This window comes from Bartonella sp. AP11XZML, assembly GCF_042196445.1.
In the GTDB taxonomy this organism is placed as follows: domain Bacteria; phylum Pseudomonadota; class Alphaproteobacteria; order Rhizobiales; family Rhizobiaceae; genus Bartonella.
On sequence record NZ_JBHIQF010000077.1, the window covers coordinates 202,867 to 220,004 of the forward strand.

The 17,138-nt window shown below is 38.7% G+C and carries 15 protein-coding genes; 10 read left to right on the forward strand and 5 right to left on the reverse strand.

Annotated features, from left to right (window positions below):
- Positions 1-900: 900 nt before the first annotated feature.
- The 5 genes from ACFIMG_RS08105 to ccmA are packed head-to-tail and all read right to left on the reverse strand — an operon-like array spanning position 901 to position 3,822.
- A complete protein-coding gene (locus tag ACFIMG_RS08105) occupies positions 901-1,494 on the reverse strand; it encodes a DsbE family thiol:disulfide interchange protein (protein ID WP_375628441.1) in 594 nt (197 codons plus the stop codon).
- A complete protein-coding gene (locus tag ACFIMG_RS08110) occupies positions 1,469-1,720 on the reverse strand; it encodes a hypothetical protein (RefSeq protein WP_375628439.1) in 252 nt (83 codons plus the stop codon). Before ACFIMG_RS08110 ends, ACFIMG_RS08105 begins: the two co-directional genes overlap by 26 nt.
- Positions 1,708-2,487, reverse strand: a complete 780-nt coding sequence (locus tag ACFIMG_RS08115; protein WP_375611426.1) for a heme ABC transporter permease — start codon at positions 2,485-2,487, stop codon at positions 1,708-1,710. Before ACFIMG_RS08115 ends, ACFIMG_RS08110 begins: the two co-directional genes overlap by 13 nt.
- 46 nt (positions 2,488-2,533) lie before the next feature.
- Positions 2,534-3,199: a heme exporter protein CcmB gene (gene ccmB, locus ACFIMG_RS08120; protein ID WP_375678804.1), complete on the reverse strand. Its 666-nt coding sequence runs from the start codon at positions 3,197-3,199 to the stop codon at positions 2,534-2,536.
- An 11-nt stretch (positions 3,200-3,210) separates the two neighbouring features.
- Positions 3,211-3,822 carry a heme ABC exporter ATP-binding protein CcmA gene (gene ccmA / locus ACFIMG_RS08125; protein WP_375678803.1) on the reverse strand — a complete coding sequence of 204 codons (612 nt, stop codon included), beginning with the start codon at positions 3,820-3,822 and terminating at the stop codon, positions 3,211-3,213.
- 295 nt (positions 3,823-4,117) lie between these two features.
- Between ccmA and acnA the strand changes: the two genes are divergently transcribed.
- The 10 genes from acnA to cyoD all read left to right on the forward strand — a co-directional run bounded on the left by acnA (position 4,118) and on the right by cyoD (position 17,080).
- Positions 4,118-6,805 carry an aconitate hydratase AcnA gene (gene acnA, locus ACFIMG_RS08130; protein WP_375678802.1) on the forward strand — a complete coding sequence of 896 codons (2,688 nt, stop codon included), beginning with the start codon at positions 4,118-4,120 and terminating at the stop codon, positions 6,803-6,805.
- Between the two features lie 237 nt (positions 6,806-7,042).
- A complete protein-coding gene (gene rpsT, locus ACFIMG_RS08135; RefSeq protein WP_273790272.1) occupies positions 7,043-7,309 on the forward strand; it encodes a 30S ribosomal protein S20 in 267 nt (88 codons plus the stop codon).
- 701 nt (positions 7,310-8,010) lie between these two features.
- Positions 8,011-9,582 carry a chromosomal replication initiator protein DnaA gene (dnaA, locus tag ACFIMG_RS08140; RefSeq protein ID WP_375648581.1) on the forward strand — a complete coding sequence of 524 codons (1,572 nt, stop codon included), beginning with the start codon at positions 8,011-8,013 and terminating at the stop codon, positions 9,580-9,582.
- Between the two features lie 186 nt (positions 9,583-9,768).
- Positions 9,769-10,890 carry a DNA polymerase III subunit beta gene (gene dnaN / locus ACFIMG_RS08145; RefSeq protein WP_375678801.1) on the forward strand — a complete coding sequence of 374 codons (1,122 nt, stop codon included), beginning with the start codon at positions 9,769-9,771 and terminating at the stop codon, positions 10,888-10,890.
- Positions 10,891-10,910: 20 nt separating this feature from the next.
- A complete protein-coding gene (gene recF / locus ACFIMG_RS08150; RefSeq protein WP_375678800.1) occupies positions 10,911-12,044 on the forward strand; it encodes a DNA replication/repair protein RecF in 1,134 nt (377 codons plus the stop codon).
- A 53-nt stretch (positions 12,045-12,097) separates the two neighbouring features.
- The gene (aroQ, locus tag ACFIMG_RS08155; protein ID WP_375611431.1) at positions 12,098-12,550 is read left to right on the forward strand and encodes a type II 3-dehydroquinate dehydratase; all 453 of its coding nucleotides are present in this window, start codon (positions 12,098-12,100) and stop codon (positions 12,548-12,550) included.
- 130 nt (positions 12,551-12,680) lie between these two features.
- A complete protein-coding gene (gene cyoA, locus ACFIMG_RS08160) occupies positions 12,681-13,652 on the forward strand; it encodes a ubiquinol oxidase subunit II (protein WP_375611432.1) in 972 nt (323 codons plus the stop codon).
- Positions 13,653-13,728: 76 nt separating this feature from the next.
- Positions 13,729-15,747 (forward strand): cytochrome o ubiquinol oxidase subunit I, encoded by a 2,019-nt coding sequence (gene cyoB / locus ACFIMG_RS08165; RefSeq protein ID WP_375611433.1) that lies wholly within the window; start codon positions 13,729-13,731, stop codon positions 15,745-15,747.
- Positions 15,744-16,412 (forward strand): cytochrome (ubi)quinol oxidase subunit III, encoded by a 669-nt coding sequence (locus tag ACFIMG_RS08170; RefSeq protein WP_375678799.1) that lies wholly within the window; start codon positions 15,744-15,746, stop codon positions 16,410-16,412. Before cyoB ends, ACFIMG_RS08170 begins: the two co-directional genes overlap by 4 nt.
- Positions 16,412-17,080, forward strand: coding sequence for a cytochrome o ubiquinol oxidase subunit IV (cyoD, locus tag ACFIMG_RS08175; RefSeq protein WP_375678798.1), 669 nt, complete (start codon positions 16,412-16,414; stop codon positions 17,078-17,080). Before ACFIMG_RS08170 ends, cyoD begins: the two co-directional genes overlap by 1 nt.
- The last annotated feature ends 58 nt before the right edge of the window (positions 17,081-17,138 follow it).

The window sequence follows — 17,138 nt, forward strand, 5'->3', positions numbered from 1 at the left end:
TCATAAAAAATGATGATTGCAACAAAAGCCTATTTTATTTGCGTCATAAAAGTTTACGTATAAGCTCATATGAACTTCTAGAATATTTCTTGTCTTAGAGTTTTTTTAGTGTATACGAGTGATCGTTCTGTTGAGATCAGTAATTACGTCATAGAGTGCTTAAAAAAGAGTTCTCTGTAAAATATATTTTCTCCTCTCGAAAAAGCTTCTTGTGTACTTTTTACATCTCAAAAGTTTATTTCTTACAATGAATTCTTTTATAATGTTCATTGATAAATTGATTATGTACTCATAACTTATCTTCTCTGTTAAATGAGACTTTTTGATTGTAGCCATATTTTCTTACTCGAATTTATCTTATTAAGACTCAATCAAGCTTATTAGTTATAACCATAAGGGAAATTATCGAGAGAATAAGAATGTATAGATTCAATATAGACTTTATGGAGTCTATTACGAACAGATAAGTGTAATGGGAATAAATATAACAATGACGCTGCAAAAGAGCAGATTTATTATTTTATAAAGATGAGAATAGTGGTGAAGTCCCCTCATAACAATGTGTATTTCAGATAAAAAAGCGGAGAAAAAATACTATATGATTTTGAAAACAATAGTTGGTTGCTGTCACTAAGCTAACGATGGTTCTATAGCAATATTGTTTTGTTCAAATAATCAAAAATAAAGCTCCCAAACAGATATTTAATCTCTAAAGAAAAATGAAAACTACTTAAAATTTTTGTCATATTTTGGAGGTTTGTTCTACAGATATTTCTTTACACATGTTTTTGAATCAACAATGATAATACTCTTGTCAAATTTTTCTGAGAGGAATACGTGGCCGTATAAATAAAATAGCATACATAGCATGATAAAACGTTATGTTTTTACAAACCTGCATTATTTTTCTTCTGTCATAATCGCTTGTTCAATTTTTGGTAGAATTTTTTTTTGATAAATTTGCCATGTTAAGGGACCAACATGTTTGGCAATAATGATGCTCTCTTTATTCAAGAGAAAGGTTTCTGGAGGTCCATATATTCCCCAATCAATGGCTGTATATCCTGAATCATCAAAGCCAATAAATTTAAAAGGATTACCAAAACTGTTTAAAAAGCGCAGGGCGTTTGTTTTATTGTCTTTGTAATTAATACCAATCAGATCAAAACGTTTATCTTGTGCAATTTGCATAAGAATAGGATGCTCTTCGCGACAGGGCAAACACCAAGAGCCCCAAAAATTGACCAATGTAACACGTCCTTTAAACTGTTTTGAATTGAGATAACTTTCTTTATCAAGAAGAGGAAGATGAATATTGGGGGCAGGTTTTTCAGCCAATGCATTTGGGAGAAGAGAAGAATCTTGAAGGTATTTTTTACCCATAAAGTTGAAAAAAAACATCATGAGAAGAAGAAAAAGCACAAATGGTCCCAAAAAAACAAGCAGAACAGGTAAAGATATATTTTTTTTAAGTTTTGGAGGGATGTTTTTCATTATACTTTTCTTTTTGGGACAGCTCTTTTTTGTTTAGCTGTTGGAGAATTTTTTTTTGGTATAGGGCTTTGCAAAGAATATATCCAATAAGACATAAGAGGCATATTGCAGAAAGCACATAGCTTAAAACAACAATTTGCTCGTGTTTAAGGGTGCTCAGGAAAAAATCAATTTTCTGAGATAGATTTCCTAAAAGTCCGCCGTGGATGCCATTTAGGTCGAGCATGATGAAGCGTCCTGTTGTTGTGCACGACGGGATTTTTTAATCTGAAGTATTCGGATATAATGACGATTGATTTCATTTCGCATAGCCATCAAATAAAGAGCAATAAACATAAAGATGAAACAAAAGAGCATTGTTATAAGGGGCCATAACATAGCATTGTCGATTGTTGATCCTCCAGCACGTAACAATGATGCTGGTTGATGCAATGTATTCCACCAATTAACGGAAAATTTAATAACAGGGATATTAACAAATCCAACAAGTGTAAGAATTGCAGTAGCACGAGCGGCTTTTACTTGGTTGTCAAAAGCACGCCCAAGCAGGATAATGGAGAGATAGATAAAAAGCAGAATTAAAACTGATGTTAATCGTGCATCCCAGACCCACCATGTTCCCCATGTAGGTCGCCCCCAAAGCGCTCCTGTCATGAGAGCCAAGGCGGTAAAAATTGCCCCAATAGGCGCTCCACATTTAAGTGCTACATCAGCAAGATGATATTTCCAAATCAGATTTCCTAAAGCCGCTGCACTCATCGTTACATAGCAGAATGTAGACAACCACGCAAAGGGTACATGAAGGTACATAATTTTAACAGTAATGCCTTGTTGATAGTCATCAGGGGAATGCATCACTAGAATAAGCCCTAAGATAAGGAAACACAATGTTATGCCAGCCAACCAAGGTAAGACGACTCTGCTTATTTTCATGAAAAGGGTGAAACTTGCAGGGAGTAACCTGATTTTATATGTACGAGATAGTTTATTCATAAAATTCATAATAGGCAGAGTTTTGCTATGCGGCAATCATCTTTTATTATTCTGATAAAAGTTTAAGCGTTATCGCAGCAACAAAAGAGCTAAAGAGACTCAAAAGAAGTGAAAAAGCGCTGAGAAGAGCTAGAGAAGTGAGAAAAGAGGTATTTGGGTTTATTGGGGCTGTAGCAGCGGAAACACCAAAAATCATAATTGGAATGATCCACGGCAAGATAATGATAAAAATAAGCAAAGTACTGTGCAACAATGAGGTTGCGAGTGCAGCGCCTATAGCACCAATAAAAATAATAGCTGGTGTTCCGCATAAAAGGGTAAGTATTGTTGTAAAAGTTATTACTACATCTAAATGGAGCATGAGGGCTAAAATAGGTGTGGCAAAAATAAGAGGAAGCATTGTTCCTACCCAATGGGCAAGACATTTTGTAAAGACAATTAGTGTAAAACTGTGTCTTTTTCCTGAAAGGATAAATTGGTCGAGATTACCATCATCGCGATCGATTTGGAAAAGTTTGTTCAGATTGAGGAGTCCTGCAAGAAGGGCTCCAAACCACAATATACCTGGTCCTATTTGTGCAAGAGTTTTGGGATCTGGTCCAATGGCAAAGGGGGTTATGACAACAACAGCGATAAAAAACAATAATCCTGTTAGTGAAGTGGCTTGTAGCGCTAATAATAGTTTAAGATCACGCCAGAACAGTGCTTTCATTTTATTCTCTCCTAGAGAGGTAAAAATTTTTCCAGAGCGATTTTATGGTTTTCTGGAATGCCTATGGAATTATGAGTTACAGCGATAATCATACCTCCTTGATTGAGATGACGCTGGAAAATACGAGCAAGGAGTTTTTGAGCATGGTTATCAAGCCCAGATATTGGTTCATCTAAAATCCAAAGAGGACGATAGGAGAGCAAAAGGCGCGCAATAGCTACGCGTCTTTGTTGTCCAGTTGACAGAGCCTTAAAGGGTAAATGTTCAAGGTTAGAAAGACCAATATCGGCAAGAGCTTCATGCGCAAAACGTAAATGTTGACCGTAAAAATCTGCCCAAAATTGCAAATTATCAATGACAGATAAGAGAGGTTTCATAGCATTTTGAGGACCAAGATAATGACAAGCAGTTGCAACAGGGTATATTTGATCATGGTCTTTAAGTATTATATGACCTTCAGCAGCTTCAAGAAGACCGACAATGATTCGGAGTAATGTAGACTTTCCGATACCATTAGGACCGGTGATTGTCATAAGTTGCTGTGAAAATAAACAAAAAGAAAGACCTTGAAACAGAATTTCCTCGTTTCTGTAAGCGGCTAAATCTTTTCCTGATAACACCATGTGATTGCCTATTTTGTTTTTATTTTCATATTCTTTAATTGCATTATAGAATAAAAAACACATTTTTTATGCAATTGTACCTAGAATAGTTCTAGAAATAGTTCTATAAGGGATACCTTACATCAATATCTGGTGTAAAATGGTTTCTGGCGCTGATTTCCGCATTATGCCTAGAGGGTGGAGGGGAAATGGATGGCGGAGGTAATTGCGTCTGCGCTCAAGCTGCGACCTTGACTCGTAGTTTGTGTTGTTCATTCCTGGAAATTGGGTGGTTATAGTATGAGGGTGGACAGTCATGACTCAAATTGATAGCTTTAATTGTCGTAGAGTATTAAATGTTGGTGGCAAAGAATATACTTATTATAGCTTGATTGAAGCGGAGAAGAACGGACTTGAAGGTGTTTCTCGTTTACCGTTTTCGATGAAAGTTATTCTCGAAAATTTATTGCGATTCGAAGATGGTCGCACAGTTAAAAAAGAGGATATCTTCAATGTTGCTAAGTGGTTAAACGACAAAGGGAGCGCTGGGGCAGAAATTGCTTACCGTCCTGCACGTGTTCTTATGCAGGATTTTACAGGTGTTCCAGCAGTTGTTGATCTTTCTGCAATGCGTGATGCTATGGTTAAACTTGGCGGTAACGCTGAAAAAATCAATCCTCTCATTCCCGTTGATCTCATCATTGATCACTCAGTTATTGTTGATGCTTTTGGCAATTCCATGGCTTTTAAGGAAAACGTTGAGCATGAATATGAACGCAATGGTGAACGCTATCGTTTCCTTAAATGGGGGCAACAAGCCTTTCAAAATTTTCGCGTTGTTCCTCCAGGAACAGGGATTTGTCATCAGGTTAACTTAGAATATTTAGCACAATGTGTATGGATGAAGAATGAAGAGGGCTGTGAGACGATTTATCCTGACACCTGTGTGGGAACTGATTCGCATACGACTATGGTAAATGGTTTAGGGGTTTTAGGTTGGGGTGTTGGTGGTATTGAAGCAGAAGCAGCAATGTTAGGCCAACCTGTTTCTATGTTGTTACCTGAAGTGATTGGTTTTCGTCTAACAGGTAAACTTAAGGAAGGTGTAACAGCCACCGATCTCGTATTAACGGTGACCCAAATGCTACGTCGGAAGGGTGTTGTCGGTAAATTTGTTGAGTTTTTTGGTCCTGGTTTGGAGCATATGACGCTTGCTGATCGGGCAACGATTGGAAATATGGCACCTGAATATGGAGCAACGTGTGGTTTTTTCCCAATTGATAAGGAGACAGTGCGTTATCTCAATATGACAGGGCGTGATGAAAGTCGGATTGCCTTAGTGGAGGCTTACACCAAAGCACAAGGGATGTGGCATGATGAAATGGTGGCTCATCCCATTTTTAGTGATACAATTGAATTAGATATGGGAACCGTTGTCCCTTCTATGGCTGGTCCTAAACGTCCTGAAGGACGTATTGCATTGGAAAATGTTGGGCAGGGTTTTGAGAAGGCATTGGTCGAAGACTATAAGAAGACTTCTGGACAAGATAAGCGTTATCAGGTTGAGGGTGAAGAATATACGCTTGGTCACGGTGATGTGGTGATCGCTGCGATTACGTCGTGTACGAATACATCGAATCCAAGTGTTCTTATTGCAGCGGGTCTTTTGGCACGAAATGCTGTGGCAAAGGGTCTTAAGAGTAAGCCATGGGTAAAAACTTCTCTTGCACCTGGTTCACAAGTCGTTGAAGCTTACCTTCAAAATTCGGGTCTGCAAAAAGATTTAGATGCATTAGGATTTAACTTAGTAGGATTTGGGTGCACAACATGTATTGGTAATTCTGGTCCTTTGCATCCAGCTATTTCCAAAACGATTAATGACAATGGTATAATTGCATCTGCGGTTCTTTCAGGAAATCGTAATTTTGAAGGGCGTGTTTCCCCTGATGTGCAAGCGAATTATTTAGCTTCACCACCGTTAGTTGTTGCACATGCGCTCATCGGGACGGTGTGTAAAGATTTAACCAAGGAGCCTCTAGGTGAAGATTCAAATGGCCACCCCATTTATTTGAGAGATATTTGGCCAACTTCTCAAGAAATACAGGAGTTTATCGAAAAAAATGTCACGCGGAAGGTTTTTGCCGAAAAGTATGCAGATGTTTTTAAGGGAGATGAAAATTGGCAAAAAGTTCAGATTCCTACGGGTTCTACCTATTCTTGGGATGAGCAATCCACCTATGTACGCAATCCACCTTATTTCGATGATATGCAGAAAACACCTGATATCTTACCAGATATTAAAGATGCACGGATTTTAGGTTTATTTGGTGATAAAATCACGACGGATCATATTTCTCCTGCTGGTTCTATTAAAGCAGCTTCTCCTGCCGGAAAATATTTAATGGATCATGGTGTTAAAGTGGCTGATTTTAATCAGTATGGAACGCGTCGTGGGAATCATGAAGTTATGGTGCGTGGGACCTTTGCCAATATTCGCATTCGTAATTTCATGTTAGGGGAAAATGGTCGAGAAGGAGGTTATACGGTTCATTATCCGTCAGCGGCAGAACAAACCATTTACGATGCAGCAATGGCGTATAAACAAGAAGGTATTCCACTCGTTGTTTTTGCAGGTATTGAATATGGTAATGGATCATCTCGCGATTGGGCTGCCAAGGGGACCAATCTTCTTGGTGTCAAAGCAGTGATTGTGCAGTCTTTTGAAAGGATTCATCGCTCTAATCTTGTTGGTATGGGCATTGTCCCTTTTGTTTTTGAGGAGGGGCTAAGTTGGAAATCTTTAGGCTTAAAGGGAGATGAAAAGGTGACAATTGAAGGGATTCATAACTTGAAACCTCGTCAAAAGACTGTAGCGAAAATTACTTTTTCTGATGGTACGGTAAAAACCGTTCCATTATTATGCCGTGTTGATACTGAAGATGAGCTAGATTATTTGCATCATGGTGGAATTTTGCAATATGTCTTGCGTAAGTTAGCCGTTTAAATTCTTTTGTTTGTTAAGGAATATCTATTATTAAGCTATAAAGTTGCGGATCAAAGAGTTTGGCTTCGTTTTTTTATGGCTATCTTTGAAAATCTAATTGACGTTAGCTTTAGGATTGCGCTATAACCCACACGGTTATAGGCAGCTTTATAGTTTTGCTTGGGTTGGATTTATTTATATTGGTAGAGTTGTTATTGAGACTTATTTTACCAAGGTGTTGAAAGAGAGATTATATTTATGGCGAATACACCTTCTGCTCGAAAAGCGGTGCGCAAGGTTGCGGCGCGCACACAGGTTAATAAGGCCCGCCGTTCACGCGTTCGTACTTTTATACGTAAGTTTGATGATGCTTTAGCGGGTGGCGATAAGGCATCTGCAGAGATTGCATTTAAGAATTTTGAGCCTGAAATTATGCGTGCAGTTTCTAAAGGGGTTTTTCATAAAAATGCTGCTGCGAGGAAAGTATCGCGTTTAGCTAAACGTTTGAAGGCTCTCAGCGTTTAAGCTTTTCTCCTTTAATTGAGAACAAAGCCAGTATCCATGAGGATGCTGGCTTTTTGTTTATTATTTCAAAAAGTTTCTATTGAAAATAAGAATCGATAATGATTCTCCACTTGAAAAAGGAGAGAAAGTTTATAGGGGGAGGTATGGTTATCCACAAGCTTTGTGGATTTGTACAGAGTCTTTTTTGTCAAGCATTTTATTTTTTTTTTTAAATCTGAAGAGATTCTTTAATTATTGGTAAATTTAGAGAAAAAAAATGAATTGAATCAATATTTTTTTCAGTCCTCATTAATATAAGCATTTTTTTCGGGTTTTTTGATTTTATTTTGACCTCTTGCATTTTACCTCTGCTGTTTTGTATGGTTCTTATGAAGACTAAGAAGCATGAAGGGGTCACATCAGCGCATTATTCTGTATTTTGTTGAATACAAGATGTTTTGATTTAGGCTTTTCGAAACTTTTGTGTTGGAGAGGTTTTCTGACGGTTTTTTAGTTTTCTTAATGGATATGTTTACCATTTTAGAAGGGTGGGTCATATCATGAGTGCAAGTAAATCTTATTGGTCATCTTTGTTAGTGGGGTTGTGATGAGGCTATCCTAGGGGAGGGTGAGTAATCTTATTTGGGGTAGGGCGTTTTGCCTTCGCTAGATTTATTTTAGTTGTTTGGCAGGACAAAATTTTATTTTTATCAGGATGGAAGATGGTGGATAAATTGAACTCTAAAGCTAGTTCCTTTAAAAGGGTTTCGGTGAATATCCTGTCGGCAGAGAACATAATAAAGAATAGGATGACAGAGAGTGATGAGGACGTTTGTAGAAATGCTTCTATAGGGCATTCTATTGTTTCAGAGGAGGAAAGTGCGGCGGCTTTTATACGTGTTATGGCGCAATTAAAGGTGCAGGTTGGTGTTGAGGCTTATACCAGTTGGTTTGGACGTGTGAAGCTTGCTGAATATAGCCATACTCTTGTAAAGCTTTCTGTTCCTACAGCTTTTTTACGTTCATGGATTAATAATCACTATGGTTCTCTTTTGACTCATTTATGGAAACAAGAGAATTCAGCAATTCTTCGTGTTGAAGTTATTGTTCGTGGTATGGAACGCGTTTCAAGAGACGTCGTTTGTAAAAGAAGTGTTCCTTCTGCTGTGCTAGAGGAGCAAGCGACTTCATCTTTTGTTGAAAGTTGTGCAGAGCATTCAGTTAAGAGTTCTCAAACGGGAGTTTTTGGATCTCCACTTGATTCTCGCTATACTTTTGAAAGTTTTGTTGAGGGGGCTTCTAATCGTGTTGCTTTAGCAGCTGCGCGTTCCATTGCAGAGGGGCATAAAAGTGCTTTGCGTTTTAATCCTCTTTTTATTCACGCATCTGTTGGCTTAGGAAAAACACATTTGCTTCAAGCGATTGCTGCTTCTGCATTGAAGCGTTTAACGTCTGCGCGCGTTATTTATTTAACTGCTGAATATTTTATGTGGCGTTTTGCAACAGCTATTCGTGATAATGATGCTCTTTCTTTTAAAGAACAGCTTCGTGATATCGACCTTTTGATTATTGATGATATGCAGTTTTTGCAGGGTAAGTCGATACAACATGAGTTTTGCCATTTGCTTAATATGTTGCTTGATAGTGCAAAACAGGTTGTTGTCGCTGCAGATCGTCCACCAGCAGAATTAGAATCGCTTGATCTTCGCGTTCGCTCTCGTCTTCAGGGAGGGGTAGCTCTTGAAATTGAAGCACCAGATTATGAAATGCGTTTGCAAATGTTGCGCCAGCGGTTGAAGGTGGCACAACAAGATGATGGCATGGTATCAATTTCTGATGATATCTTGGAATATATTGCGAAAACGGTTTTAGGGTCGGGGCGTGATATTGAAGGTGCGTTTAATCAGCTCTTGTTTCGTCAATCTTTTGAGTCTGATTTATCTTTAGAGCGGATTGATGAGTTATTAGGTCATTTGACACGTCCTGGTGAACCTAAGCGTATTCGGATTGAAGAAATTCAGCGTACGGTAGCACGCCATTATAATGTTTCTAAACAGGACTTGTTATCTAATCGTCGAACACGTACGGTTGTGAAGCCACGGCAAGTTGCAATGTATTTAGCAAAAGTATTAACTCCTCGCTCATTACCAGAAATTGGGCGCCGTTTTGGTGGGCGTGATCATACAACAGTTTTACACGCTGTGCGTAAAATTGAAGATTTGGTTTGTGGTGATCAGACCTTGGCTAAGGAACTTGAGTTGCTTAAGCGGTTGATTGGAGAACAGGCTGTATAGTGTTTATCGTTTCTTTCTTTGGAGAGACTTTAAAGAATTTAATGAAAAGATTTATTTTTTCTTATGCAGGAGTGACTTGCCATTTTAAGAGAGGTTTAATAAACTCTAGCAGGCGATTCTCTAAAGGGATCTATTCTTTAATTCTAAGGAATTCTTATAGTTTTTAGTAAATCATACGGGGCTTTTATGCGTATTACAGTTGATCGCAGTCAATTTCTCAAGTCTCTTGGTCGGGTTCACCGTGTGGTAGAGCGCCGTAATACTGTTCCTATTTTATCGAATGTGTTGATTGATGCAGAAAATGGCCGTGTACAGTTAAAAGCAACAGACCTTGATTTAGAGGTTATGGAATCTTTTGCAGTTAATGTTAAACAAGCTGGAGCAACAACTGTTCCGGCACATTTGCTCTATGATATCATTCGAAAACTTCCTGATAGCAATGAAGTTGTATTATCCCTCGATGAGAATCAAGCAGGTACAATGTCCGTTGTTTCGGGTTGTGCACATTTTCAGCTTCAATGTCTTCCGAAGTCAGACTTTCCAGAGTCGCTTCCTGGGCAATTTGGTTATCGTTTTTCTTTATCGGCATCAGGCTTAAAACATTTACTTGATTGTACACAATTTGCCATTTCTACTGAAGAAACCCGTTATTATCTTAATGGTATTTATTTCCATATTATTAATGATGGTGTTTTGAAATTGCGTTTGGTTGCAACTGATGGTCATCGTTTGGCACAAGTTGAGATGGAAGCTCCTTCGGGAGTTGAGGGAATGCCTGGTGTTATTGTTCCCCGTAAAGCTGTAGGAGAATTGCAAAAACTTCTTTCAGAAGAAAATGATAGCGATGTATGTATAGAGCTTTCGGAGACAAAAATTCGTTTTTCTATAGGCTCTGTGATTTTTACATCAAAATTAATTGATGGAACATTTCCAGATTATCAACGTGTTATCCCTCTTGGAAATGATAAAGAATTAATTGTTAATAGGCAGGACTTTTCTTCTGCAGTTGATCGTGTTTCAACGATTTCAAGTGATCGGGGGCGTGCAGTTAAATTAACGATTGAGCATGGACAGTTAAGGCTTGTTGTTAATAGCCCAGATTCGGGCAGTGCAGAAGATCAATTATCAGTAACTTATGCATCTGAACCGCTTGAGATAGGATTTAATTCACGTTATCTTTTGGATATTGCTGGGCAGCTTTCAAGTGATGAGATGGTTTTTATGTTGGCTGAGGCTGGAGCACCAGCTCTGATTCGTGATAATGATGATGCGGATGTGCTCTATGTACTGATGCCTATTCGCGTTTAGGGGCAGTTGTTTTGCAATGCATGGCCAGTCATGTGCACAAAGTGGCAGTGAGGCAGCTGAAGCTTTTACGTTATCGCAATTATTCTTTTTTCAATATTCATTTTTCTGGTCAGCATGTGGTTTTTACTGGCCATAATGGTGCTGGTAAGACGAACCTTTTAGAGGCGTTATCTTTTCTTTCTCCTGGTCGTGGTTTGCGGCGTGCTGTTTATTCTGACGTTAGCTTTGTAGATGGTGATGGTGGAGGATTTGTTGTATTTGCGCGTCTTGAATGCGCTCTTTATGGTGAAGTAAAGATTGGTACAGCTTTTGAGGTTAGCGATAACAGTCGAAAGGTCCATATTAATGGTGTGAATGAGTCGAGTGATTGCCTAACAGATTATTGTCATATTAGTGTCCTAACACCGTCTATGGATGGTCTTTTTACAGGTCCTTCACTTGAGCGCCGTAGTTTTTTGGACCGTATGGTTTTGGCGATTGATCCCTTGCATAGGCGCCGCATAGCCGATTATGATAGAGCTATGCGCGCACGTAATCGTTTGTTTTTAGATGGAAATGAAGATTGTGCTTGGTTTGATGCTTTAGAAAAGCAAATGGCAGAATTGGCGACAGCTATTTCTGCGGCGCGTGTTGATGTTATTCGTCTTTTAAATGACATGTTTACACAAATGCCCTCACAGATACCTTTTCCACGAGCTTTTTTGCAAATTGATGGTTTTTTAGAAACAGCTCTTAGTGAAATATCAGCAACTGAAGTTGAAGAACAATTTTGTGATCGATTGCGGCATAATCGCGCAATGGATCGTGCTGCTGGTCGGACGTTAGAAGGACCACATCGTGCAGATTTGCAGGTTTTTTATGCTGATAAAAATAGAGCAGCAACATCTTGTTCAACAGGTGAACAAAAAGCGCTGCTAACAGGTTTAGTTTTGTGTCATGCACGTCTAACAGGTATGATGTCGGAAAGATCTCCCATTCTTCTTCTTGATGAAATGGCTGCCCATCTTGATTCGCATCGACGTGCTGCTCTATTTGATATTCTTGATGATTTAGCTGTACAAACATTTATGACAGGAACAGATCGTCTTTTATTTGATGACTTAAAAGGACGCGCAGAATTCTTTGAGATTAAGGATGGAGCTTTATTGCCGTAAAAACATGCTAAATATTTTTTAATAAGTGATAGGTCTGAAAGAAAAGGCTTGCTATGTCAGAGATAATAACGATTTTAAATGGTCCTAATTTAAATTTTCTAGGTCAACGTGAGCCAGAAATTTATGGAACTGAAACTCTAGAAGATATTGAAAAAAGATGCAGAGAATGGGCAAAAAAAAATGATATTATAATAAATTTTTATCAAAGTAACTATGAAGGGCAATTAGTGGCATGGATACAAGAAGCAATAGAGGCAAGTTCTGGATTGATCATTAACCCAGCGGCTTACAGTCATACATCTGTTGCACTTCTTGATGCCCTAAAAATGTTTTCAGGGCCGAAAGTAGAAGTTCATTTATCTCATATTTATCAGCGTGAAGCTTTTCGTCACCATTCTTATACATCTGCAGGTGTAGACGCTATCATAACTGGGTGTGGAGGTGATGGATATCGGTTTGCACTTGAGTATATTGCAAAACAATTAAGCAAAACAATTAAATTGTGATAGGTAAAGAGTAAGCGTTTAATAAGAGTAATATAGGCATTTAATTCTCTTGATAATTATTTTCAAATCTGTACAATGTGAGGTATATATTTATGACAGTTTTTAGTGCGTATGACGGGGGTAAATAGAGATGAAAAGCTTTGTTAGACAATTAGAAATGCTTGTGATTTTAGGGGGAGCACTGCTTTTGTCTGGTTGTAAAATTGATGTTATGCAGCCATCAGGTTATGTTGCACGTCAACAGCTCATTTTGATCGTTGTTTGTGTGGTGGTGATGCTTTGTATTGTTATCCCAGTTATGGTGAGTGTGGTATTTTTAGCTATAAAATATCGTGCATCGAATATGAAAGCGGACTATTCTCCTGATTGGGCACATTCAAATAAAATTGAAGCATTGATGTGGGGTATTCCAGTTGTAATTGTAATGGTTTTAGGTTCATTAACAGCTTATTATACCTATAAGCTTGAACCTACAAATCCTCTTCCAGTGGAAGTTGTAGGTGAAGGAAAGCCATTACAGATTGATGCTGTTGCTCTTGATTGGAAATGGCTTTTTATTTATCCTGAATACGGTGTTGCATCGATTAATGAGATTTATGCGCCTGAAGGACGTCAAGTTTTATTGCAATTGACGTCAGAGAATTCTGTCAATGCTTTTTGGGTTCCCAAATTGGGTACAGTTCTTTACGCTATGCCGCAGATGAATGCTAAGTTGCATTTGGTCGCTGAAGAGCAAGGAGTATTCAAAGGGGCCTCAGCAAATTATAGTGGTGATGGTTTTTCGGGTATGCGGTTTAAGTGGCATTCTGTGTCTTTGCAGGATTTTGAGGATTGGATTGTAAAAGCTCGGGCTAATGGTCGAGTACTTGATCGTTCATCTTATCGTCAACTTTCTATTGCGCCTCGTATGGGTGATATTGCTGCGAAGGAAAAAGATGCTGAAGTTCGTTATTTTGCACCTGTTGAGAAGCGGCTTTACTATCGTGTTGTTAATCGATGTGTCGATGAAAAGACGGTATGTAATGAAGATTTAATGAAACGTGCTGCTGCTCAGACGCTATGGGGTGCACTATGTTCAGTATTTGATCCTGATGTTATTTAACAGAGTCAATAAAGTAAAGAGCCCTTTTAACAAAGGTTTCTTTTAAACTTGAATTTCATTTGAAATGGGTTGAGAAATGTTTGGAAGACTTACAGATCCTACGGCAGGTGCTTTTCATGCGCTTGCACATGAACCGATCGTTTTGTATACATGTATTGCGATTGTTTTGGTTGGTTTAATTGCTGTTATTGCTCTAACAGTACTTGGGTGGTGGGGGATTCTATGGCGAAATTGGATTACAACGGTTGACCATAAACGCATAGGTATTATGTACATCGTTCTTGGAATTATTATGCTTGTTCGCGGTTTTGCGGATGCACTTATGATGCGAACGCATCAAGCTTTAGCTCTTGGGAGTGAAACAGCAGGTTATTTGCCCCCTGAGCATTTTGATCAAATTTTTTCGGCGCATGGTACGATCATGATTTTTTTCATGGCCACGCCTATTTTATTTGGTCTTTTTAATTATCTTATACCACTTCAAATTGGTGCGCGTGATGTTGCTTTTCCCTTTGCAAATAATCTAGGTTTTTGGATTACGGCTGCAGGGGCGATATTGATTAACATATCCCTAGGTGTTGGGAATTTTGGTCGTGGTGGTTGGTTGATGTATCCACCTTTTACAGAATTGCAAACGAGTCCAGATACAGGGGTAGATTATTATTTATGGTCACTTCAGCTTTCTGGTATTGCAACAACAATGGGATCAGTGAATTTTATTGCAACGATGATTAAAATGCGTGCTCCTGGAATGACAATGATGAGAATGCCTATTTTTTGTTGGAGTGCTTTTGTCAGCAATGTTCTTATTGTAGTCATTTATCCTGTTTTGGCTGTAGCATTTGCACTCTTGGCATGTGATCGTTATTTGAACATGAATTTCTTTACCAATGTTGGTGGCGGAAATCCGATGGTATGGATTAACTATGTTTGGGTTTTTGGTCATCCTGAGGTTTATGTTTTGGTTGTTCCTGCTTTTGGAATTGTTTCTGAAGTTGTATCAACTTTTTCTTCAAAACGCCTCTTTGGTTATACTTCAATGATATGGGCCATGTTGGTTATTTTGATTCTTTCGCTTCTTGTTTGGGGCCATCATTTCTTCACAATGGGTGGGGGTGAAGCTGTAAATACCTTCTTTAGTATTGCTACGATGATTATTGCAGTTCCAACCGGTGTAAAAGTTTTTAATTGGCTGCTTACGATGTATAGAGGTCGGATTCGCTTTGAGCCTCCTATGCTTTGGTGCATGGGTATGATCTTTACATTTGTTGGTGGTGGATTAACAGGTGTTTTATTATCTATTGTTCCTGCTGATTGGCAGTTTCATAATTCGCTCTTTTTGATAGCACATTTCCATCATACAATTATTGGAGGTGTGGTTTTTGCGTACTTAGCGGGGATTGCATTTTGGTTTCCAAAAGTTTTTGGTTATAAACCAAATCGCATACTAGGTATTACATCTTTTTGGTGTTGGTTTATTGGTTTTTACCTTGCCTTTTTCCCCGTTTATGCGCTTGGTTTAATGGGGGCGACGCGTCGTCTGCAGCATTACATGGAACCTAGTTGGCAGCCGATGTTTATTATTGCTGCATTGGGTGCTTGTATTATCTTACTTGGTATCCTTTGTTTTGTGCTACAGGTTGTTTTGGCGATTTGGTACGGTATTAAGCATAAAGGGCACTTACCGGTAACATTAAATGATTCTTGGGGTGATGCACGTACACTTGAATGGTTTACCTCTTCACCGCCTCCTTCTTATAATTTTGCCCTCCTTCCAAAGATACAGTCTGATGATGCTTATTGGAATATGAAGAAAAGTGGTTATCAACGGCCGACAAGTGGATTTACAAAAATTCATATGCCATCGAATACATCGGCTGGAATTATTGCTGGCTTCTTCTCATTAGTTGTTGGTTTTGCGCTTGTTTGGCATATTTGGTGGCTTGTTGCGGTTGGACTGGTTGGTTTTATTGCAACGCTTGTGTGTCATTCATTAACAGGTGATCATCATGGTTACTATATTCCAGCTGAAGAAGTGCAAAAAACTGAAGATGCCTTTACGGCTGTTCTTAAAGAACAAGGAGTGACAGTATGAGTGCTGTAACAATGAATAACGCGAGTACTATAGATGAACTTCACCACGATAGTAGCTCGGTAATGACGTTTGGTTTTTGGGTCTATATTCTTTCAGACTTAATCCTGTTTTCGACACTGTTTTCAAGTTTTGCTGTATTTTCTGCTTCTTATGGTGGTGGTAAAGCGGGCAGTGAGTTTATAGATTTAAAGTTTGTTTTGGTTGAGACTGCTTTCTTGTTGTTTTCGTCCGTCACTTATGGCTTTGCAATGGCACAAGCACATAAAAATAACATCAGTGGTGTGCGTTTATGGATGGCTATTACCTTTGTATTGGGATGTTGCTTCATTGGTATGGAACTTTACGAATTTCATGAACTTTTGAGTAAGGTTTTTTATTTCGATCCAAATGCTTATGCGGGTATTGATCCTGCAACAGGTTTACAGCTTTTTGGACGGGAAATTCTCTCTGCTTATTGGTCAGCATTTTTTGCTTTGGTTGGCACTCATGGACTTCACGTAAGTGTTGGCCTTCTTTGGATGGTTGTGATGTTTTTTCATCTTCGTCGTAATGGCTTGGATCAGAACAATAAAACACGTTTAGCATGTCTTTCCATTTTTTGGCATTTACTTGATATTGTATGGATTGGTGTTTTCACCATGGTTTATCTATTAGGAGCGTTGTGATGAGCGTGCAAAATGAAACACATGGTCCCAGTACTGGTTCCTATTTGGTTGGTTTTATTCTGGCTGTATTTTTCACTTTGGGTTCTTTTATTCCTGTGATGTATGGAATGATGGAAAGTTGGGCAATTAGTACAAAGGTTGCGTATCTTATTGGGATGGCGATTATTCAGATTATAGTACAAATTGTTTTCTTTTTGCACTTGAATTCTGGTCCAGACGCCAAGTGGAATTTAAGCGCGTTGTGGTTTGCTGCTATTTGCGTTTTTGTTATTATTGGGGGAACTTGGTGGGCTATTTCTCATTTGAATTATAATATGATGGGTGGTTCAGGACGTGTTATTGAACCGGAAATATCAAGTAGAGATGATTCTTCAGTGTCTGAGCAGTTATCAAACAAAGATATATCCGTAAGAAAACAGCCAGAAAAGATACAGGGCTCAGAGGTTTCGATGGAGCAAGGTGCAAGTACGCAAACTCCTGTAGATCAAGCACCTGGTTCAGAAATGCCTATGGGGCAGGGTCTAAGTACGCAAACTCCTGTAGATCAAGCACCTGGTTCAGAAATGCCTATGGGGCAGGGTCTAAGTACGCAAACTCCTGTAGATCAAGCACCTGGTTCAGAAATGCCCATGGAGCAAGATCCAAATACGCAGTTTCCTGTGGAGTAGTTGTTAGAAATATCTACGGAGCTGATGCGGCATGTATCAGCTTCGTAGAAGAAATTCG